The sequence below is a fragment of the Pseudobacter sp. genome (assembly GCF_051955275.1).
Classification (GTDB): Bacteria; Bacteroidota; Bacteroidia; order Chitinophagales; family Chitinophagaceae; genus Pseudobacter.
Genome location: NZ_JBQCGW010000149.1, coordinates 1 through 21,357, shown reverse-complemented (window position 1 = coordinate 21,357; position 21,357 = coordinate 1). Strand labels below are relative to the sequence as shown.

Annotated in this window: 21 protein-coding genes, 1 tRNA gene and 1 pseudogene; 14 read left to right on the top strand and 9 right to left on the bottom strand. The window is 46.7% G+C overall.

What is annotated here, in order from left to right; translation table 11 throughout:
* The first annotated feature begins 5 nt into the window (after window positions 1-5).
* The 5 genes from ACTHMC_RS12795 to ACTHMC_RS12775 all read left to right on the top strand — a co-directional run bounded on the left by ACTHMC_RS12795 (window position 6) and on the right by ACTHMC_RS12775 (window position 4,712).
* The gene (locus tag ACTHMC_RS12795) at window positions 6-1,295 is read left to right on the top strand and encodes a M23 family metallopeptidase (RefSeq protein ID WP_440413526.1); all 1,290 of its coding nucleotides are present in this window, start codon (window positions 6-8) and stop codon (window positions 1,293-1,295) included.
* 23 nt (window positions 1,296-1,318) lie between these two features.
* The gene (locus ACTHMC_RS12790) at window positions 1,319-1,765 is read left to right on the top strand and encodes a YbhB/YbcL family Raf kinase inhibitor-like protein (RefSeq protein ID WP_440413525.1); all 447 of its coding nucleotides are present in this window, start codon (window positions 1,319-1,321) and stop codon (window positions 1,763-1,765) included.
* A gap of 54 nt (window positions 1,766-1,819) precedes the next feature.
* Window positions 1,820-2,530 carry a 2OG-Fe(II) oxygenase gene (locus ACTHMC_RS12785; protein ID WP_440413523.1) on the top strand — a complete coding sequence of 237 codons (711 nt, stop codon included), beginning with the start codon at window positions 1,820-1,822 and terminating at the stop codon, window positions 2,528-2,530.
* Between the two features lie 74 nt (window positions 2,531-2,604).
* On the top strand, window positions 2,605-3,615 hold the full coding sequence (locus tag ACTHMC_RS12780) for a zinc-binding alcohol dehydrogenase family protein (protein WP_440413522.1): 1,011 nt from the start codon (window positions 2,605-2,607) through the stop codon (window positions 3,613-3,615).
* 89 nt (window positions 3,616-3,704) lie between these two features.
* Window positions 3,705-4,712 carry a bestrophin family protein gene (locus ACTHMC_RS12775; RefSeq protein ID WP_440413520.1) on the top strand — a complete coding sequence of 336 codons (1,008 nt, stop codon included), beginning with the start codon at window positions 3,705-3,707 and terminating at the stop codon, window positions 4,710-4,712.
* Here ACTHMC_RS12775 and ACTHMC_RS12770 read toward each other — a convergent pair.
* A pseudogene (locus tag ACTHMC_RS12770) lies at window positions 4,713-5,070 on the bottom strand (DUF1398 family protein).
* Between ACTHMC_RS12770 and ACTHMC_RS12765 the strand changes: the two are divergent.
* Window positions 5,069-5,437 carry a HipA domain-containing protein gene (locus ACTHMC_RS12765; RefSeq protein ID WP_440413519.1) on the top strand — a complete coding sequence of 123 codons (369 nt, stop codon included), beginning with the start codon at window positions 5,069-5,071 and terminating at the stop codon, window positions 5,435-5,437. The pseudogene ACTHMC_RS12770 and the gene ACTHMC_RS12765 sit on opposite strands and share 2 nt — an antisense overlap.
* A gap of 415 nt (window positions 5,438-5,852) precedes the next feature.
* On the opposite strand, the gene ACTHMC_RS12760 is transcribed toward ACTHMC_RS12765, so the two are convergent.
* A complete protein-coding gene (locus tag ACTHMC_RS12760) occupies window positions 5,853-6,095 on the bottom strand; it encodes a RagB/SusD family nutrient uptake outer membrane protein (RefSeq protein ID WP_440413547.1) in 243 nt (80 codons plus the stop codon).
* A gap of 124 nt (window positions 6,096-6,219) precedes the next feature.
* On the opposite strand from ACTHMC_RS12760, the gene ACTHMC_RS12755 reads away from it, so the two are divergent.
* Window positions 6,220-7,314 carry a Fic family protein gene (locus tag ACTHMC_RS12755; RefSeq protein ID WP_440413518.1) on the top strand — a complete coding sequence of 365 codons (1,095 nt, stop codon included), beginning with the start codon at window positions 6,220-6,222 and terminating at the stop codon, window positions 7,312-7,314.
* A gap of 148 nt (window positions 7,315-7,462) precedes the next feature.
* On the opposite strand, the gene ACTHMC_RS12750 is transcribed toward ACTHMC_RS12755, so the two are convergent.
* From ACTHMC_RS12750 to ACTHMC_RS12735, 4 genes are all read right to left on the bottom strand, one after another.
* Window positions 7,463-7,549: transfer RNA gene (locus ACTHMC_RS12750), tRNA-Ser, on the bottom strand.
* A gap of 30 nt (window positions 7,550-7,579) precedes the next feature.
* Window positions 7,580-8,353, bottom strand: coding sequence for a TatD family hydrolase (locus ACTHMC_RS12745; RefSeq protein ID WP_440413517.1), 774 nt, complete (start codon window positions 8,351-8,353; stop codon window positions 7,580-7,582).
* A 370-nt stretch (window positions 8,354-8,723) separates the two neighbouring features.
* Window positions 8,724-9,395: a polysaccharide deacetylase family protein gene (locus ACTHMC_RS12740; protein WP_440413515.1), complete on the bottom strand. Its 672-nt coding sequence runs from the start codon at window positions 9,393-9,395 to the stop codon at window positions 8,724-8,726.
* Between the two features lie 53 nt (window positions 9,396-9,448).
* Entirely contained in the window at window positions 9,449-10,381 is a 933-nt protein-coding gene (locus ACTHMC_RS12735; RefSeq protein ID WP_440413514.1) for an ARPP-1 family domain-containing protein, read from the bottom strand.
* 57 nt (window positions 10,382-10,438) lie between these two features.
* Here ACTHMC_RS12735 and gltX point away from each other — a divergent pair, with 57 nt between their 5' ends.
* From gltX to ACTHMC_RS12705, 6 genes are all read left to right on the top strand, one after another.
* Entirely contained in the window at window positions 10,439-11,971 is a 1,533-nt protein-coding gene (gene gltX, locus ACTHMC_RS12730; protein ID WP_440413512.1) for a glutamate--tRNA ligase, read from the top strand.
* A 19-nt stretch (window positions 11,972-11,990) separates the two neighbouring features.
* A complete protein-coding gene (locus tag ACTHMC_RS12725) occupies window positions 11,991-12,398 on the top strand; it encodes a cobalamin B12-binding domain-containing protein (protein WP_440413511.1) in 408 nt (135 codons plus the stop codon).
* Between the two features lie 21 nt (window positions 12,399-12,419).
* Window positions 12,420-13,196 (top strand): enoyl-CoA hydratase/isomerase family protein, encoded by a 777-nt coding sequence (locus ACTHMC_RS12720; protein ID WP_440413509.1) that lies wholly within the window; start codon window positions 12,420-12,422, stop codon window positions 13,194-13,196.
* Between the two features lie 237 nt (window positions 13,197-13,433).
* Window positions 13,434-13,973, top strand: a complete 540-nt coding sequence (locus ACTHMC_RS12715; protein ID WP_440413508.1) for a type II toxin-antitoxin system Y4mF family antitoxin — start codon at window positions 13,434-13,436, stop codon at window positions 13,971-13,973.
* A complete protein-coding gene (locus ACTHMC_RS12710; protein ID WP_440413506.1) occupies window positions 13,970-14,302 on the top strand; it encodes a HipA N-terminal domain-containing protein in 333 nt (110 codons plus the stop codon). The genes ACTHMC_RS12715 and ACTHMC_RS12710 overlap by 4 nt, the downstream gene beginning before the upstream one ends.
* Window positions 14,259-15,239, top strand: a complete 981-nt coding sequence (locus ACTHMC_RS12705; protein WP_440413504.1) for a HipA domain-containing protein — start codon at window positions 14,259-14,261, stop codon at window positions 15,237-15,239. Before ACTHMC_RS12710 ends, ACTHMC_RS12705 begins: the two co-directional genes overlap by 44 nt.
* Window positions 15,240-15,242: 3 nt before the next feature.
* Here ACTHMC_RS12705 and ACTHMC_RS12700 read toward each other — a convergent pair whose 3' ends face one another.
* The 3 genes from ACTHMC_RS12700 to ACTHMC_RS12690 are packed head-to-tail and all read right to left on the bottom strand — an operon-like array spanning window position 15,243 to window position 21,007.
* Window positions 15,243-16,658, bottom strand: a complete 1,416-nt coding sequence (locus ACTHMC_RS12700; protein WP_440413502.1) for an alpha-L-fucosidase — start codon at window positions 16,656-16,658, stop codon at window positions 15,243-15,245.
* A 6-nt stretch (window positions 16,659-16,664) separates the two neighbouring features.
* Complete coding sequence (locus ACTHMC_RS12695; RefSeq protein ID WP_440413501.1) at window positions 16,665-18,923, bottom strand: glycosyl hydrolase family 95 catalytic domain-containing protein; 2,259 nt, start codon at window positions 18,921-18,923, stop codon at window positions 16,665-16,667.
* A gap of 23 nt (window positions 18,924-18,946) precedes the next feature.
* Window positions 18,947-21,007, bottom strand: coding sequence for an alpha-L-fucosidase (locus ACTHMC_RS12690; RefSeq protein WP_440413500.1), 2,061 nt, complete (start codon window positions 21,005-21,007; stop codon window positions 18,947-18,949).
* A gap of 168 nt (window positions 21,008-21,175) precedes the next feature.
* On the opposite strand from ACTHMC_RS12690, the gene ACTHMC_RS12685 reads away from it, so the two are divergent.
* On the top strand, window positions 21,176-21,357 hold a 182-nt coding region (locus ACTHMC_RS12685), incomplete at its 3' end, for a LacI family DNA-binding transcriptional regulator (RefSeq protein WP_440413499.1).

Below are 21,357 nucleotides of genomic sequence, written 5' to 3'. Positions count from 1 at the left end.
GGTTAATGATAACAATGATTTTCTGCCTGCCCTTGCTCCTGCTGATCACCGGCTGCAAAAGCAATATGATTGGCGGCGGCAAGAGTCCGCAGGAATCATATGGAGATCGTCTCAAACGTGTGGGGCTCGATAGCAGCGCTATGGGAATCCGCTGGTTTGCTGCTGCAGAGAAAAGCCTGGTAACACCACTCGCCATTCAACTTCCCTTCAAAGAAAGCGGTTTCTTTTCTCCTTATGATCCCATTGCATTCGGGTACCGGATAGCATTGAGGCAGGGTCAGCAACTCAACGTCACTGTCAATACGAGACCGGATCTCCGGTCAAAAATATTCATTGAATTATGGGGTCCTTCACGCAAAGGCACCGGTCTGGAATTATTGCAATTCGCAGATAGCTCGGGCATGCTGGTGCATGAAGCCAAAGCAGATGTTTCGCTGGTACTGAGGATCCAGTCGGAGTTGCTGGCGCCATTGTCGTATGAGCTGACAGCAAGTACGGGCCCTTCCCTGGCATTCCCGGTTTCCGGAGGCAGCAATAAAAGCATCGGCAGTATCTGGGGCGATAGCCGGGATGCAGGAGCACGCTCGCATGAAGGCATCGATATCTTCGCGAAACGTGGTACACCTGTGCTGGCAGCGGCCGAAGGCAGGATAAGCGCTGTGCGGGAAGGAGGCCTTGGTGGCAAGACAGTCTGGCTACGCCCCTCCGGAAAGGATATCAATCTCTATTATGCACACCTGGATTCACAACTGGTATCAACCGGACAAAAAGTAAATGCCGGCGATACAGTAGGGCTTGTGGGCAATACAGGAAATGCCCGCAATACACCGTCGCACCTGCATTTCGGCGTATATGGAAATTCCGGCGCCATCGATCCCATCTATTTTGTAAGGACGGAAACAACAAAGCCTGCATCCATAACAGGTAATGAAAGCTGGCTGGGGAAAGCGGTCCGCACCACCATCAAACAAAACCTGTTACCCACACCCGGTGTAAAATCAGGCAATCCTGTTCTCGATAAAAGCACTTACCTGATTATCACGGCAGCCATCGGCGCATACTACAAAGTATTGCTGCCCGACAGAACGGAAGGCTTTGTTCCGGTCAGCGCCGTGAGCCCGCTCGACCGCAGCCTTGAAACCATTACCCAAACAACTCCCCTGTTATTTGCGCCTGTTGCCGGATCAGCCATAGTAACTGCTGCGCCGCCTGCATCATTGCCGGTGAAAGCCTGGTTCAATGGGTTTGCGTATGTTGACAATGGCGCTGTGCGTGGATGGATGTTTATTCGTTAATTACAATCCTCAAATCTTCAGTTATGGGATCAGAAACGATCAGTCTTACCAGCCCTGCCTTCCAGCACGAAGGAACTATCCCTGCCAGGTACACCTGCGATGGGGAGAATATCAATCCTCCATTAAGCATCGGCGAATTACCGGAGGGCACAAAAACACTGGCATTGATCTGTGATGATCCTGATGCGCCGCGTGGTATTTATGATCACTGGGTGGTCTGGAATATCGCACCCACCCAGGAGATCAAAGAGAACCATATGCCAGGGATCAGTGGCATGAACAGTTCGGGTAAAACCGGATATACGGGGCCCTGCCCACCGGATGGTGAACACCGTTATTTCTTTTATCTGTTTGCTCTCGACACAGATATCGATCTGCCTGAAGTATCCGGCAAGGGAGATCTGGCCAGTGCTATGATCGGGCATATCCTGGGAGAAGGAATACTGATGGGCAAATACAGCAGACCATAATTCAGCAAGAATCGGGTTCGGAGGCTTTTGCCGGCGGCTTACATTTGATTTCTAATGAACTCAATTAAAACAAGGCTGGCAAACCAGGACTGGAGCAGCATTTCAAAGCAATTGCACCAGCAAGGATTTGTGACTGTAAAAAATATGCTCACGCAGGAAGATTGCACTCAACTGATAAATAATTACACAGCTGAACATTACCGGAAAACGATAGTGATGGAACGATATCGTTTCGGGTTGGGCGAGTACAAATATTACAAATACCCATTACCGGACCTGATCCAATCCCTGCGCGAAAATGTTTACGAATACATAGTTCCTGTTGCCAATCTCTGGATGCAGGAAACTGGTATACCGAAAGTATTTCCGGCTACACATGCGGCGCTGATGGCGGAATGCAAAAAGCATCAACAGGTACATCCCACTCCTCTTATTCTCCGTTATGAGAAGAACGGGTTCAACACACTCCACCAGGACCTTTATGGTGATGTGTATTTCCCCATGCAGATCCTCTTCGTACTGAACCAGCAGCAGCGTGATTTTACTGGCGGGGAGTTTGTAATAACAGAACAGATCCCACGTGCACAATCCAAAGCCAATGTATTGAACCCCGATGCCGGGGATATGGTGATCTTCACTACCAGTTTCAGGCCGGTACGGGGGTCAAAAGGGTTTTACAGGGTGAATATGAAACACGGAGTGAGCCCCTTGCATAGTGGTGAGCGGTATAGTATGGGCATTATCTTTCATGATGCATTGAGCTGATGTCTGCTTCCGGTTGAACAATTCCTCTCCCGCGTATGTTCTACTTCGCAGGCAGACAACAAATACATCAAACAATGAAAGCGATAGGATTCAAAACATCATTACCCATCACCGAGACAGATAGTTTTATTGAATTTGACATGGAAAGGCCCGTTCCGGCCGGCAGGAACCTCCTGGTAAAGATCAGCGCCATTTCGGTGAACCCGGTTGACTTCAAAGTGCGGCAGAACTCCGCGAAGGACAAGGTACTGGATACTCCGAAAGTGATCGGTTTTGATGCGGTTGGGCTTGTTGAAGCAGTTGGTCCGGAAGTGAGCCTGTTCAAACCTGGTGATAAAGTATTCTATGCTGGCGATATCAACAAGCCAGGCAGCAATGCGGAATACCAGTTGGTGGATGAGCGCATCGTGGGTCGTAAGCCAGGCTCACTATCGGATACGGAGGCCGCAGTGGTTCCCCTTACAGCGCTCACAGCCTGGGAATTGTTGTTTGACCGTATCCGCGTGAACGAAAAGGATAAGGGGAAAAGCATTCTTATTATCGGAGGTGCCGGAGGCGTGGGCTCTATTGCTACTCAGCTGGCTAAGCAGGTTGCCGGCTTAACGGTGATCGCAACGGCAAGCCGCCCTGAAACTATTGCCTGGTGCAAGGCGCAGGGCGCAGACCATGTAGTGAACCACAAAGACCTGGTGAATGAAGTGCGTAAAGCAGGTTTCCAGCAAGTGGATATCATCCTTGACCTGGTGGATACCAGTGGCTACTGGGATGCGATGGCTGAGCTGATCAAACCGCAGGGCAGGATCGCTTCCATTACCGGTTCACAAACTCCCGTGCCGTTGATCAAAATAAAAACGAAAAGTGTAAGTTTCCACTGGGAGTCGATGTTCACCCGTTCCACCTTTGAAACGGACGATATGATAGAACAGCATCATATCCTGAATAAGGTAGCAGAGTTGTTAGATAAGGGTGTTTTGAAAACCACCCTGAATGAAACCTTGCAGGGATTGAGTGCGGAAAACCTGAAGAAAGCGCACCAGCAACTGGAGAGTGGAACAACCATAGGAAAGCTTTCGATACAATTCTAGAAGATCATTTTTTGATAAATAGCGCCGGGTGTCAGAATCCGGCGCTATTTTTATTTTCGTAATTTCATAATTACTCTACAAATCAGCCAATGCATACCGGAAGACGTTACACACCCTGGGAATTTGCCGTCTGGACCAAGCGGGATATTCTTTGCATGTTTATCTTATCATCTGTACCTACCATACTGTATGTACTGGGATGCAGATTCCTGGCATTACCCTGGCAGCCGATTGCCATTGTGGGAACGGCAGTGGCCTTCCTGGTGGGTTTCAAGAACAACGCCAGTTACAACCGGATCTGGGAAGCCAGGCAGATCTATGGATCGATCATCAACGACAGCCGCAGCTTCGCATACTCGCTCCGGGATAGTGTAGGAGGCAAGGATTCAGAAACCGTTAAACGAATGTTCTACCGTCATTTCGCCTGGCTTACTGCGCTCCGGTTTCAGCTGAGGGAGCCCCGCACCTGGGAGAATATGACGATAGAACGGTATTCAGAATTCCGGAAAAGTCATTATACCATTCCTGAAGCAGGCGCCAAAGTGGAAGATGAGCTGAAGCCATATTTATCGAAGGCTGAGCTTGAATATATTTCAGGTAAAAAGAATAAAGCTACGCAGCTGACAGCCATTCAATCGGAGGAATTAGGTAAGCTGAAAGCTTCCGGGGAGATCGATCAGTTTCAATGGAATTTATTGCAGCAGTCTATTATCAAATTGACCGATAATCAGGGAAGGGCTGAGCGGATCAAAAACTTCCCGTATCCAAGAAACTTCGCTTCTATCACTACTTATTTATTATTCATTTTTATTCTGCTGGCGCCGTTTGGGTTATTGAAAGAAATGGAGAGATTAGGAGACGGCACTTTTTTAGCCGGTTATACCGTGTGGCTGACCATTCCATTTGCAACCATTGTTACCTGGGCTTTTCATACATTGGATTCAGTGGGTGAAAGCTCGGTGAATCCTTTTGAAGGCAGCCCGAATGACGTGCCGATCACGCAGATCAGCCGGACTATTGAAATTGATATGAGGGATATGCTGGATGAAGTTTCACTGCCGGCACCGATCGTGCCTAAGAACAATATTGTTTTGTAGTTATTGCGGGATCTGTTCTATTAGCATTTCATTGCCGGCTTTATCACAATAAGTGCAGGACATTTTTTCAATAGAAACAATCCATTTTTCAACGCCGTACCTGGCACAGGATTGAATGAAGCTGAGGTAGTCTGAATGTCCTTGAAGTGTTGCTGTTGGCCGCAACTTCCAGGGGTTCATATTTTCCTGAAGCGCTTGCTGTGTACCCATTCTCTCCATGGTAATCTGTATGACCATCGTTTACATAGGTTTCATATTGAATTACTCCAAGGTTTTTGAGATTTTGTATGTAGGTCGGGAAGTCTGCCCCTGATTTTACCTGGCTGTGTGCGATTTTGATTTGGTCTACTGTGAACATGGCTTTGATTATAAGATTGCAGCAAAGCTCGGATAGTTTGGCAATTTGCAACTATCTGCAGCTGTTTCAGCTTATGCAAAAGTACGTACCGGCCTACATCGTAGAAGCGCCCAAATTACTGAAACTGCTTGTGTTCAATTATCTCTTCTCAAATGGAGATGCGCACTTCAAAAATTTCTCTCTCCTGAAAACACCAATAGGAGATTACCGTTTAAGTCCGGCTTCCTTCGAAGTAATTAAGCAGATTATGCTTTCGGGATCAGAAAAGGTGAAGGAATTAACGTTCGCCTCCTATCTTGATCAAACCACCAAACGTAATTATTGGCAATCATATGAAGGACGACTGCGACAACTTGAAAAGACGTAGTGAGAAATGAATAAAATAAAAGCGAAACCAGCTACCAACATCTTTATTACCTTGATTCTATCTGCGATAGTAAAAGTGCCTAACCATCTTAATTCATCAATAACCAGGGTTGGTAAGCAGGTAATTGTACAATGGCTGGGAACAATGATTTTAGTGAAAGAAACCACACTGTGGAAAGTGGTACACCTGCACTCAACATTATTAAAAGAAACTAAATATTTACTAAAAATAATTTCGTACCTGAACTAAAAACGCCTTCAATCAAAGACTTGAAGACGTTTTTAGTTCTTGCGGACTGTAGGTTACAGTTTTCGAACTTGTATATGAAAGACGTCGAAGAGCAATTGACTTTCCTCAAAACAACAAACCAGGAAAATTCCGGAGGTTAGTTTACAGTACCATACGATGAGAAAAATCAGTAACCCGGGTTGGGAGTGAGCCTGGGATTCCTTTGGATTTCAGCAGAGGGGATGGGCATTAACAGCGCATTGTTACTCCATGGTTGTTTGTGCAATAACGCCCCCAGTACCGAAGTAGCGCGTCCAGTTCGTTTGAGATCGAACCAGCGGTGCCCCCATTCCGCAAAGAATTCAACCGCACGCTCCTGCATCACTGCATCCAGTAACTCTTCTTTGCTTGCTGCGGTGGTATTACCCAGTCCGTTCTTTATTTAACAAAGACTGGATAACATACGAAGGTAACTTTTACCTTCGAGCTTAGAACGAGAGTAAAAAAAACATATTTTTACCCTCATTTTCGTTTTAAGGGCGTAAATTACTCCGATGCCACACGATCCGAAAATTCCATATAACGACCTTCCATTATTGCCGCCTAAGGCAGATTTAGAAAATAGAGAAATACTCAAGAAAACGATCTCAGCCAGTCGTGCTTTAGCTGAATTAAAAGGGTCTATCAACAACCTTCCCAATCCACATTTATTCATAGACACCATTAATCTCCAGGAAGCCCAGGCAAGCTCTGCGATTGAAAATATTATTACTACTCAGGATGAGTTATTCAAAGCAACAGTTATTGAAAAAAGTATTGAAAATGCAGCAACCAAAGAAGTGATACATTATAAAGATGCGCTTTGGTATGGGATAGAACATATCAGTAAAAAGCCAGTTCTTACGACTAATCTTTTTATTGAACTGATGAGGATAATAAAAGAAAATCAATCTGGCATCCGGAATGTGCCTGGTACCCAACTAAAAAATCCTGCTCAGGACACAGTTATATATACCCCACCCGATGGTGAAACAGTAATTAGAGAGAAACTAAAAAATCTTGAGGATTTTATCCATGCGGAAGACGATATAGATCCATTGATCAAATTAGCTATCATTCATTATCAGTTTGAGGCCATACATCCCTTTTTTGATGGCAATGGTCGTACAGGAAGAATTATTCTTGTGTTGTATCTAAAGCTTACAGGATTATTACATTTACCAGCACTCTATTTAAGTGATTACATTATACATCACAAGGCTAAATATTATAAGTATCTAAGAAAAGTGACAGAGGAAAATGACTGGCATGACTGGATTCTATATATGCTGGATATGATTGAAAAAACATCATTACGTGGACGACAGCAAATAATGGCAATAGAGAACCTGATGAATGAAATGGGGAAAGAAATCCAGGAAGTGCTTCCTAAAATATATTCCAAGGACTTAATGGAATTACTTTTTAAGTTGCCATATACCAAGCGATCATACCTTGAGGCGGCAGGCATCGGCAATCTTAAAACTGTAGGTAACTACCTCAAATCCCTGGAAGATGCAGGATTTCTGAAAAGTGAAATGATAGGGAAAGAGAAATTGTATTTGAATTACAAACTCATGGAGATACTAAGAAAAGTACAAACCTTGTGAGCTCAGATAAAATATCAAAGTGGGCTGTTCGAACCGCCAAACAATCCGACAATTAAGGGATTATATAAAACTCAACATAATTCCACAAAATACTTCGAACGCTAAAAACGCCTTCAAATCTTAGACTTGAAGGCGTTTATTATTTCAGCGGAGAGGAAGGGATTCGAACCCTTGATAGGATTTCTCCTATACACACTTTCCAGGCGTGCCAGTTCAACCACTCCTGCACCTCTCCGAGAGGGTTGCAAAAATAAGGTTTCCCTACTTACCCCCCGAATATTTTTTCAGCATTTTTTGAAGTAATCCTCGCTACCGTTTCTTTATCTGTGTTTTTCACTTCAGCCAGCTTATCGATGATATACTTTAAATAACCGCTCTCATTGCGCTTGCCCCTGAACGGAACCGGTGTCAGATAAGGAGAATCTGTCTCCAGCACCAGGTGCTCCAGGTCAATCCCGGCAAGCGCTTCAGCCAGGCCGGAGTTTTTATAGGTTAGCACGCCACCGATCCCCAGGTAAAACCCCAGGTCCACGATCTGCTGCGCCTGCTCAGCACTTCCTGTAAAACAATGAAAGATCCCGCGTAGCTTACCGAACTGGTGTTCCCGCACGATCTGTATCGTATCGTCCATCGCATTACGGCAATGGATCACAATGGGCAGCTCATATTCCAACGCCCAGTTGATCTGCTGGTGAAAGGCTTCTGCCTGCTCTTTGAGGTGCTTATCGCTCCAGTAATAGTCCAGGCCGATCTCCCCTACCGCAGAGAACTTTCTTTTAGACAACCATTCTTCCACAATCGCCAGTTCCTTCTTATAATCATCTTCCACAGAACAGGGGTGCAAACCCATCATGGCAAAGCATTTGCCGGGGTAATCGGTCTCTACCTGCAGCATGGCATCATGGGTTTCACTGTCGATGGCAGGGAGATAGAATTTAGTAACTCCTTCTGCAAGTGCACGCTCCATTACCGCCGCCAGGTCGCCCTTGAAGCTATTCACGTATAAATGAGTGTGAGTATCAGTAATTTGTATTTCCATAACCACGCAAAATTCACTAAAAAACCCCAATCCAGGAAAACTCATAAATACCCGTTGCGACTCATATAAGAATTATATACGAAACAATAAAACTTCATATAACAAAATAATCCGCTGGATTTCTTGGAAAAAATTGATTTCCGACAAGTTGACGGAAAATGACCGTTCGTCTAAATTTTGCCCCCGGTTAAATTACTTTGGTCAAATCAAAAAAGTTTATACCTTTAATCCAGTTTTCATAGGGTACGGATTAAAAACGGGCCAGGGTTTCTACCCCGGCCCAACTTATTTAAAGCCAATCTTAATCAGCAAATTCTTTCGCTGTTCCGACAAATTTTCAGTCCCATTAAAAAAAAATTAAACTTTCTTTTTATACCGGCAACGCTTCCACCTCAAATGGTATTGTGTCAAATCTGAATCCTTTTTCAGAAAAATAGCGCAATACTACCGGCAATGCTTCACGCATACGAGGAAACGCTTTTGCACTATCGTGGAATACTACGATAGAACCTGGTCCGGCATGGGCCGTTACATTGAAGGCGCATTTATCCGCCGTGATCCGCTGATCGAAATCCGCACTCAGTACATCCCACATGACCACACGGAACTTTCTTCCTGCATTCCTGTACGTATCAACGCCAGTCAGCACCCTGCTCTGAAACTGTGAGATCCTTCCATAAGGAGGACGGAACAGATCTGAATCCACATACTTCGTTGTTTCAAGAATGTCTGCAATGTATTTGTCGTCCGCCGTTTTCCAGCCATTCAGGTGATTGAAAGTATGATTGCCTGTGCGATGCCCTTCTTCCAGCACACGACGATACAATTCAGGATGCTCCACCACATTCTTTCCTATACAGAAAAATGTAGCATGCGCATTCCATTGACGTAGCGTATCCAGTACAAAGGGTGTGGCTTCGGGATGAGGACCATCATCGAAAGTGAGATACAGGATCTTCTCCTGGCTGTTTACAGGTATATTCCAGGTACAACGCGGATACAGTTTACGTAACCACCACGGAGTTTTTACAAGGTAATACATACGCGGGTTTCAGTAGTCAAAGGTACCTGATTTTTACGGGATACTCCTGCCTGTTATTCGCCGTATCCTGTAATATGGATCACCCGCTTTTCGTGCCGGTAGATCTTTCCGTTCTTTTTCAGGTGTTCCTGTTGCATGGGCTCATTGGTGAGTTTGGGAGCGAGATAGTTCATCACCTTTTCATCGGTAGCCGACGGCGTTTGTCCATGCAGGATAGCTTCTTCGATATAGCCTGCCAGCAACGCATCCAGCGATGCCTCAAACAGTCCCTTGCCGGCATAGATATCGCAACCGATGATCCTGTCGCCGCTCACACAGATGATCCCCACTACCGTGGTATCCTCATTGAAGAATTTGTTGTGGAAGTATTGCTGGTATTCGTTCTGCGGGATCAGCATCTTTTTATCATGACGCTGGGCCAGGTAGGCCAGGGAAGAACTGTGAAAATTGTTATCGCCCAGCTGCCTGTTGATCTCCTTCCAGACCAGCACCTGGTTATTGGTAGTGCCCAGCACTTTGCGGAGGGCCGTATTGGCGTAATTGTTATACACGAACTTCTTCACCTTATTGCTCCATCTCCCTTCTTCCACACACATCACCTGCACATACTGATCCTTTTCGGATGGCAACAATACCGTGTCCCGGGTGATCATCCTGTCCTGCCGGCCGCCCATCACTACTTCCCCGGAACCGATATACAGCGGCATGCCCGAATTGTTATTGATCCTAAGCCAGTGTACATTCTCGGTAGCCGCAGTGCCTCTTTCGGTTACCAGCACGGTGCCTGAATTGATGCCCTGACCGAGGGAGATCATGGCCTCCCGGCCGCCGTTACTGCCACCGCCTTTTAATCGCACGGGAATGATCTTGAGATTTTTGAAGGTATGGGCGCTGTCGTAGTCCACTTGCAGGGTTTCGTAGGTCAGCTGCGCCTTGAGCGCTGCACTGCAGCAAAGTAGTAAGAATATGACAAGCCCTGTTCGCATCTTCAATATAACGGCAGGAATACCAAAATAGTACCCGGAGCCTTATCTTTGTCGCTTATGAAAAAGAATGTTCGTGTAAGGTTTGCGCCCAGTCCTACCGGTGGATTGCACCTCGGGGGAGTTCGTACAGTGCTGTACAATTATCTCTTTGCACGCCATGCAGGCGGTGAGTTTGTACTGCGTATCGAGGATACGGACCAGACCCGCTTTGTACCCGGTGCCGAGGAATATATTATCAAATGCCTGGAATGGTGCGGCATGAAACCTGACGAAGGCCCGGTAAGCGGCGGCCCATACGCCCCCTACCGCCAGAGCGAAAGGAAGGAAATGTACCGCCAGTACGCGGAACAACTGGTGAAGACCGGCCATGCCTACTATGCATTCGACAGGCCCGAAGAGCTGGAGAGCATGCGCGAAAGATTCAAAACACTTGAAAACCCTTCTCCGCAATACGATCACAAAGTGCGCCTCGAAATGCGCAACAGCTGCTCCCTCACCCTGGAAGAAACGGAAACCCTCCTGGAAGATGGCGTTCCCCACGTGATCCGCATCCGCATGCCGGAAAACGAGACCGTTACCTTTCACGATATGATCCGTGGAGAAGTAAGCTTTAACACCAGTCTGGTAGATGATAAAGTACTGCTGAAAGCAGACGGTATGCCTACCTACCACCTGGCCGTGGTGATAGACGATTACCTCATGAAGATCTCCCACGCCTTCCGTGGTGAAGAATGGCTGCCCAGCGCGCCCGTGCACGTCCTGCTCTGGAAATACCTGGGCTGGGAAGATCAGATGCCCCAATGGGCTCATCTCCCGCTCATCCTCAAGCCCGATGGTAATGGCAAGCTCAGCAAACGCGATGGCGACCGTCTCGGTTTCCCCGTATTTGCCATGAACTGGCTCGATCCCAAATCAAACGAACTCACCAAAGGTTTCCGCGAACTGGGCTTCATGCCCGAAGCTTTTATCAATATGCTGGCCATGCTCGGCTGGAACGACGGGACCGACCAGGAGATTTTCTCCGTGGAAGAGCTCATCCAGCGCTTCTCCATCGACCGCGTTCACAAAGGCGGCGCAAAATTCGATTTCGAAAAAGCGAAATGGTTCAACCACGAATGGATCAAGCGCTCAGACGCTTCCAGGCTCCTGCCTGATGTAAAACAGGTACTGGCAGATAACGGCCTCACCATAACCGATGATAAGCTTCTCTCCAGCGTGATCAACCTGGTGAAAGACCGCTGCACGCTGCTTACCGACTTCCATACACAAACGAAGTTCTTCTTTGAAACACCTGCCCAGGACCTGGAACCGGTGAAAGGAAAGTGGAACGAAGAAAAAACGAAATTCTTCAATGCCTTTATAACATATCTGGAAGGGATATCGGATTTCCAGGCTGCAGAGCAGGAAGCTGCTTTCAAAGACCTCGCTACGCAACACAATATCAAACCCGGAGAACTGATGATGCCCCTGCGCCTGATGCTGGTAGGTGGTAAATTCGGGCCCGGCGTATTTGATATCGCCGCCATCATCGGAAAAAATGAAACGATTCACCGCATTCAGCTGGCCCTTCAGCAGCTGAGCCTTGCTTAATATGAAAATTTAAAATTGTATGCCACGCCCGATCAGAGTGTTAGTTGCCAAAGTGGGCCTCGATGGCCACGACCGTGGAGCCAAAGTGATTGCCACTGCGCTCCGAGATGCCGGTATGGAAGTGATCTACACCGGTCTCAGACAAACACCCGAAATGGTTGTAAGCGCTGCCCTGCAGGAAGACGTTGATGCCATCGGTATCAGCATCCTCTCCGGTGCACATATGACCGTGTTCCCGAAAGTGATCCAACTGATGAAAGACAAAGGAATGGACGATGTGCTCCTCACAGGCGGCGGCATCATTCCCGAAGATGATATGCAGGAGCTCAACAATATGGGCGTAGGCAAGCTCTTCGCACCAGGTACCCCCACATCCGACATTGCCCTTTACATCAACACATGGGTCAAAGAACATCGCGAATTCTGATCACTACAAAACATCATTATCATGTCATATCAAGCCTTGCTTACCAGTCTCGATAACGGAATTTTCACCATCACCATCAACCGCCCCGATAAACTCAATGCCATCAACAAAACTGTAATGGACGAGCTGAAACTGGCGGTGGAAGAGGTTTACAATAACCCGGCCATCCGCTCGGCCATCATCACCGGTGCAGGCCCCAAAGCATTCATTGCAGGCGCAGACATCACAGAGTTCATGGGCCTGAGCAAAGAAGAAGGAATGGCCATCTCCAAAAAAGGTCATGATATTTTCTTTGCGATAGAGAACTCACCCAAGCCCTTCATTGCAGCCATTAACGGTTTTGCACTGGGCGGCGGTTGCGAACTGGCATTGAGCTGTCATTTTATGATCGCAGCAGAGAACGCTAAATTCGGACAGCCTGAAGTGAACCTCGGACTGATCCCCGGTTATGGCGGCACACAAAGACTGGTGCAGCTGGTGGGTAAAGGCCGCGCGATTGAAATGCTGATGAGCGGCCGCACTATTACCGCGCAGGAAGCATTACAGATAGGAATGGTGAACGAAGTAGTGCCAGCCGAAAACCTGTTGGCTCGTGTTACTGAGATCCTCACGCTTATCAACAGCAAAGCACCCATCGCCATTGCCAAAGTGATTGAATGCGTCAATAAATTCGATCATAGCAGAAAGGGTTATGATCATGAGATAGAGCAGTTCGGAGAATGCTTCGCAACAGAAGATATGAAGGAAGGCGTTACTGCGTTTTTGGAGAAGAGAAAGGCTGCGTTCAAAGGAAACTGATCAAGATATTTCTGATAATAAAAGCGAAAAACGGAGTTTCTGTTTTTCGCTTTTTTGTTTGTTGTTAGGATTATAAACACTGGAATTATACCCGATCAGGTATATTAACACTAAAACAGCATAATAATATACCCGAACGGGTATAATAAACTAATTTGCAAATAATTTATACCTGATCGGGTATATTTTTACAAAAATTAGTACCTTTATACCCGATCAGGTATAATCTAGCTAAATATGTTGACCTTCGATATTATTCATATTAATTCAGAATTTCACTGGAGGCTCAAGTCCGCTAATGGACAAATAATACTCAACAGTGAGGCTTATATTACCCTTACCAGCTGTGAAAACTCCTTATCACATGCGCACGACCGTGTCAAACAACAACATTCATTTCAACGTTCAAGGAGCAGTAATGGTAACTATTATTTCACCCTTACAGCTGTGAATGGCATAATTCTAGCGAAAAGCGAATCCTATGCTTCTGAGAAAACACGGGATGAAATAATTGACACAATTATCACAACATTCAAGGACCAGGATTTCGTGGAGGCCGCCCCTGCTTCGTTCAACTTAATTGAATTCATTAAGGACAGAAGAAAAAAAGCAAGGCTTACACAAGATGATCTCGCAGAAAAAGCTGGAGTAGGTATTCGTTTTATAAGAGATCTTGAGCAAGGTAAGGATACGCTTCGTTTAGATAAAGTGAATCAGGTATTGAGTCTTTTCGGACATGAAATGCAACCTGTACCTTCTAAAAAAGACCTTGAATGAGAAAAGGTATTGTCAAATATCAGGATATTATTGCCGGGATAATTTATGAAGATGCCGAGGGCATTCATTTTGATTATGATGAGACCTATCGCAATGCAGGCTTGTATCCAGCTATAAGTAAAACTTTCCCCTTAAAAGTCAGCCGTTACTCAAGTAATACATTATTTCCTTTTTTCGACGGCCTGATTCCAGAAGGCTGGCTACTCGACATTGCAGAAGATAACTGGAAGTTAGATCGCAGAGATAGAATGGGTCTGTTATTGAAATGTTGTAAAGATTGTATTGGTGCAATTAGTGTTCACCCTGATAATGACGTTGCAGATGAATAGGTGTTATCATTGTTACGATAAACTTGACCCGGAGGAAAACTCATTCCACCTGAGCTGCAGCCAAAAGATCTTTGGAACTGCAGTGCCTCCCCTTCTTCCATATTCACAGCAGGATATCCTGGAACTGGCGAAGAAGGCCGTCCGTAGTCAGGTAACCATTCCAGGTGTACAGGCTAAACTATCTCTTGATCTGAAAGCAGTGAAAGGAGAGAATGGTGCAAAAAGATTTTCTATAGTTGGTTTTATGGGGGAATACATTTTAAAGCCGCCTTCCGAACAATGGAACCAATTGCCAGAACTTGAAGATCTCACGATGCATTTAGCTGAGATTGCAGGAATAAAAACAGTTCCACATAGCCTGATCAGCATGGACGATGGCTCACTTGCCTATATTACAAAACGCATCGACAGAAAGGGTAAGCAAAAGATTCACATGGAGGATATGTGCCAACTCACCGAAAGAATGACGGAGCACAAATATCTGGGTGGCTATGAACAAATTTTAAGGGCCATCATGAAATACTCTGTCAATCCTGGTCTGGACTCACAGACTTTTTTTGAGGTCCTTCTTTTTAGTTTTATTACCGGTAATGCAGATATGCATCTTAAAAACTTTTCACTGATTGATCAACCACAGTTAGGATATGTGCTGAGCGCCGCCTATGACCTGGTACCATCGGCCATTGTGCTTCCGGAAGACAAAGAAGAAATGGCTTTATTCCTGAATGGCAAAAAGAACAAACTGTCAAGAAAAGACTTTGAGAACTTATTCAGCAGAGCGAATCTGTCGCCATCACAACAGGATAGAATTTTTGAAAGGATGCGCAAATCAACACCTGCCTGGCAGGAATGCATTCAGAACAGTTTTATCAGTGAGGCAAAAAAACAAAAGTATCAAGCACTTATAGAAAACAGAATAAAACGACTCGGCCTCTGATCCTCAGAACTCATCACAATTAAACAACTGTATCTCTCCAATCACCGGACTGGCCTTGCTCTTCACAATATTCACCCTGATCTTACCAGCCGTCTGTCTCGGGAATTGCAATATTCGCTTATACCCCACCGTTGTTCCACTGGTAAGAGGAACAAATTTTGTATCATCCCATACCTCCACCGTAAACTCCTCTATCCGCTGGCCGGCCTCGATATATTCCTGCAACATTATCGTATTGAACTCTTTCTCCTGGTCCATTTCAATTTCAATCCAGCAACTGGTTTCCGTTTTCAATGGCGCCCAGTGCGAGAACCTGAAGCCATCCACCAGCAGTGCTGGTAAATATCCTGCCCGCGATGAAGACACCGTTACTTTTGCACGCTGCGCCAGGTTGGTTCTGAAATTGCTTTCCCGTAATTCTTTGAAAGCCATCAGGGAAGCGGAATCAGCAGGATGGATCAGTCCGCGCCGGTCCGGTGGCACATTCAGCAACAGGTTCGCGCCCCGGCCCACGGAAGTCAGATAGAGTTTCATCAGGTCGAGGCCCGATTTAACGGCGCTGTCTTCATTCGGGTGATAGAACCAGCCCGGCCTGATGCTGACATCGCATTCTGCCGGAATCCAGGATTTACCATTTACATTACCTCTATTGAGGGTATCCACGGGAGGCGCGCCATGGCCGCGCTGAAAGCCAGCCGTGTCCAGCAGGTTCCAGTTGGTTGTACCGGCAATACCTTTTTCATTGCCTACCCAGCGGATATCCGGACCGATGTCGCTGAAGATTACTGCCTCGTCCGCAAAGCGGCGGGCAGTGCGCTGAAAGCGGGGAAAATCATATTCCTGCTTCTTTCCATTGGGCCCTTCCCCATTCGCTCCATCCCACCACAGTTCGAATATATCTCCATAACCGCGCAGCAGTTCACGCATGGTCTTCACATAGATGTCATTGTATTCTTCCGTACCATAATCTGGGTGATTTCTATCCCAGGGAGAAATGTAAATGCCGAATTTTACACCATAGTCATCGCAGGCTTCCGCCAGTTCGCGGAGCACATTTCCTTTTCCGTTTTTCCAGGGACTTTCGCGTACAGTATGATCGCTGTAACGGCTTGGCCAGAGGCAGAATCCATCATGATGTTTGGCCGTGATGATGATGCCTTTGGCGCCTGCGTCACGCGCAATGCGGGCCCATTGCCGGCAATCGAGAGCGGTAGGATTGAAAACAGTGGGATCTTCTGTACCCTTACCCCACTCCAAATCCGTAAATGTATTCGGACCAAAATGCATGAAGAGATAGAATTCCATCTCATGCCATTTCATTTGTTTGGCAGTGGGCGCAGGCCCAACGATATCTACCAGCTGGCTTTGCCCGCTGATACAATAAGCACCAAGCAGGAAGGAAATTATTATCCGCTTCATAACAATTTATTCAAATCCGTTTTTGAAAACAATGGTCTGGCCTTTTTTCATCCAAACCTCGAAAACATTCATGAACAGTTCTACTTTTTTAGAATCCATTCCTTCTACGATCCAGGTATGAAAATCACGGGGCTTTTTAATTTGAAGCTTGCCATTGACAGTGGCAGTAACCTTGATGGACACAACAACTCCGTTCTCTTTTTCAGCACTTACCAGAAAACCACCTTCTGCACGGAGTTGATGGAAAGATACAGTATTCCAGGAGGAAGGTAAAGCAGGAAATACCTCTATCACACTGGTATGACTATGCAATAACAATTCATGCACACCCTGCGCAAAAGCAAAATTGCCTTCCAGTGTAAATGGCCTCCCCTGGTCATTGGAATATTCACCTCCGCGCTGATCTCCATTGAGATGGAAACTATTGGATGAAACGAAATTGGAAGCAAAGATACGCAGGTGTTTCAGGGCATTGTCTCCTTTTCCGTTGGCTGCATACATATTGGCCATCCAGGCAAAGGAGTAACCCGTCCACTGGCGTGTTCCCAGTTGTTCCAGGTGCCTGAATGTATTTTCTCTTACGATGGAATCTTGTTTAACCGGCACTTCCAAATCCAGTGTGCGCAAGGGAAAGATACTGATATACGGACTCATATGCCTGTGCGAATGCAACATCTCCACACCTGGCGCCATCATTAAACCGGTTTCATTTATTGCCGCCGCCGGCAGGTCAAATACAGACATCAGGGTAGAGTCATCAGGGCTTTTAATTCTGGCAATTCTTTTGGAATGAGCATGTAACAATAACATGTACCTGACCAGCGCCAGGTCATAGTTTGTCCATTCACGGAACCAGGCTGATATTTTATTGTCGTTGTATTCCGGACTGGAACTCAGCGGCAACATGCGTTTACCATCCTTCATCCTGGTGATACCGGTCATATACCGCGCAGCATCCTGCAGGTACGGATACATCCTTTCTTTCAGAAAAAATGTATCACCGGTATATCTCCATTGCTGATAAAAATGATGAGCCAGCCAGCAGACGGTTGTGGGGCTCATGGCATACTGTATCCAGCCACCCATGGGCTTACCACTGATAGTGGTCACACCCGGCACATTCAATCCATCCACGCCAAAATATGCTTTGGTCCAGCGTTTGTTTTCCGGCCGCACCTTCCACAACCAATTGGTAAAGCCTGCAGTGAGATCGGTATGATTGGATGCATATCCCGGCCAGTAACTAAGCTGTGTATTCAGATCGTGATGGAAATCTCCTTTCCAGGGAGGCAGTCTGCCATCATCGGCAGTCCAGATAGCTTGTAGAGAAATGGGGGGCGTGTTCGGCCGCGCAACGGATCCGAACTTGTACATATCGCGGTAGTACTGCCTTTCAAGCAATGTATCCGGAATAGAGATCGAAGATTTGCTCCAGTAGTTCTTCCACCAGCGTTCATGAGCTACCCATCCTGTCGGCTCTTTAAGTGCGGGATTTATTTTGGAGAGTACAGCAGGCTTGTCTACACTGATGGTCCAGGCGCCGATGAGTTGTTTCTTTTGGGTAACCACCCACTCTACCAGCACTTCATAATAATGGCCACTCCAGGTAGGCTGGTGGTATCTTATGCTGTTCTTTCCTTTGGTAATTTTTCCCTTTGGATAGAATAACCGGGCCAGTGAACCAGGGCCTGGCTTCTCTGTAAGGCTGGGTTGGTAACGTGGAGGTATAATCGAAGGAAGTAATGCATTCAGCTGCCCTGGGCTCATTCCTTCCCATCCGAAATATCCCTCCTGTTTGCTGGCATGAATAAAACTCATGAACCGGAGCTCATCAGTGAACTCCACCATTGCCAGTCCGTCGCGAAGGCTGACCTGCGCCAGTTTTACTGTATGACCGGCAGGCATTTTAAACTCCAGCGCCGCTCCGGGGATTTTGCTGGGGGCGGCATTCTGATCATAAGGCTTATCCCCGATCTGCTGTACGGTATCATACTCGCCTTTGAGCACCTGCTGTTCCACCCATTTATAGGTCAGCCGGTTGATCTGCGGCATGGGGCTGTCATCCCACAGATCAACACGGTCGAGTGACATTCTTAATGTTGAATCCCGCTGCCAGATGAGAGCACCCAGCCAGCCATTACCAATAGGCAGCGCTTCATCCCACTGCTTTGGCAATTCCGTGAATTGCAGGTTATGCATATCCTTCACTTGTGCATGCACGGTAGTTATCACCAGCAATCCAGCCAGCAGCAGCATTAATTTCATACTTGATTGTTATGCGTATCAGATCAGTTATCGCGATACAATACAATATCAGGGATCCGCATCTTGGGAATGCCCGGACCTTTCCAGCTCACTTCCAGATTATCCGTGCCTGATCTTTCAAAGTACTGTACTTTGATCTTATGGTATCCTTTGGCTAAAGGAATATCTTTTGATTTTTCGATCTCACCATGCAGGCCATCATTATCAACTGTCAACTGATCATTGATGTACATGCGGCTTCCATCATCTGAACTGAGATAAAAAGTGTACACGCCATCAACAGGAATGCGGATCCATCCATCGAATACAAAAGCGTATTCTTCTTTGCCGCGCTTCATGCTGATATCAAAGTTGGCGAGCGTTCCCATAGCAGCTGGTGAAAGGTTTGTAAAGTCAGGCAGTTTATCCCATTTGCCTTCATAGGAAGCGAACTGTAATCCGCCGCTGGCGGGGTTCACCTCCTGGGCAGGTATGGGCGTTACTTTTTCAAAGCTGGCAGAAGCTACACTGGTGATCTGTTTGCCTCCCAGAAAAGCCGCTGCTTTGATGGTGGCTGTTTTGCGCAGGATCATGCTGCGCGCCTGCGCCGATGTACCAATCGGATCTTTGCCATTGGTAGTATAATACACGATGGCGCCCGGAATATTGGTCTTGAAAGTAACCGGCAGCTGGTCGATGAACAATGTGGCCGGTGCTTCTATCACTGGCTCTGTATATACGATGGGCTTGCCTTTGATCTCAGCTACGATCACGGTTGCATATGGCTGTTTGGTCACTCCCTGTATGCTGATGATATTATTGGCATTCACCCGGCTTGACTTCAGACTGCTTTTATCTGCCAGCGCATATGCTTTAGTAATGGTATTGGCCATGGAAGGCAGCACCAGTTTACCATCCTGTGGCCAGTTGATAACGTGGAAGTATAACCGCGTTCCGCCTGGGATAGACTGCTGAGTGCAGTTGCCGAAGCTGATCTCCCTGAACGGACTTGCCTGCGTATTGTAAATGGAAGCACTGTTCACGCTCATCCACTTGCCGATATCGGCAAGGCACTCCACACTTGCCTGCGGGAACAGGCCTTCTGCAGTAGGTCCTACATTCAGGAGGAAGTTGCCCCCCTTTGAGGAGGTTTCAATTAGTTTGTGCACCAGGTCTTCAGCCGATTTCCAGTTCTGATCATGACTGTTATATCCCCAGTTATTGTTCATGGTCATGCAGCTTTCCCAGTCAACGCCGGGGAAGCCGGTGGCAGGGATCTCCTGCTCGGGCGTACCGAAGTCACCCACAAAATCGCCTGTCCTGGTCAGACCGGCCATTCCTGAGCGGCCTTTATCAACACGGTTGTTGATGATGATATCTGGTTGCAGGCTCTTCACATAATTGTAAAGGTCCTTACCCAGCTCATGGTTCCAGGTGTCTTCCCATTCTCCATCGAACCAGAGCACACCGATCTTTCCGTAATTGGTGAGCAGTTCTTTGAGCTGGGCTTTCATATAATCCACGTACCGGCTGAAGTCTGCGCCTTCGGTGGAGCGGTCCGTCTCCCAATCCCTGCGGGGCAGGTAATCCGGATGATGCCAGTCCATAATGGAATAATAGAAGCAGAGTTGCACGCCATATTTATGGCAGGCATCGGCCAGGTCCTTCAGCGGATCTTTTTTGAACGGGGTGTTCATCACGTTGAAATCGGAAGTGGCAGTGGGCCAATTGGCGAATCCATCGTGGTGTTTGGTAGTGATCACCAGGTATTTCATACCGGCGTCCCTGGCCATGCGGACCCATTCATCTGCGTTGAAGCTGGTGGGATTGAATTGAGTGAGAAATTTGTCGTAGGTAGCAAGAGGGATCTGTGCAGTACTCCGGATCCATTCTCCATAATTGGTGTTGCCATTCCATTCACCGGCCGGAACGGCATACAGTCCCCAATGGATAAAAAGGCCAAAGCGGGCATCTCGCCACCATTGCATTTTCTGTTGGTCAGTCTTGGTTTTAGCCACCTGGGCTAGGGGTTGCATGAATACGCTGCTTGTTGTAAGCATGGCTGCGGTGAACAACCATTGTATCCTGCGTGGAGCTTGTTGCATATTGATTGGTAAATTATAAACACAGTTATAAATTATACTGATCAGCAAGCAAAATCAATCGCGTCTAACTAATATCGCAAATTATCCTGATTTTATTGAGACATTTTTTGAAGTCAGTGTGCTGCTTTACAAATTTTTCTATCTTTCCATTATCACAACTGGTTGCTCATGGAAAAGAAACTCCCTACAATTAAAGAGATTGCCAAGCGTCTGAACATCTCTATCTCTACCGTTTCGCGCGCATTGCATGATCATCACAGCATCGGTCTCCGTACCAAACTCGCCGTGAAAAAGCTGGCAGCGGAATTGAATTATGAGCCCAATCAAACGGCAATATTCTTTAAACAACG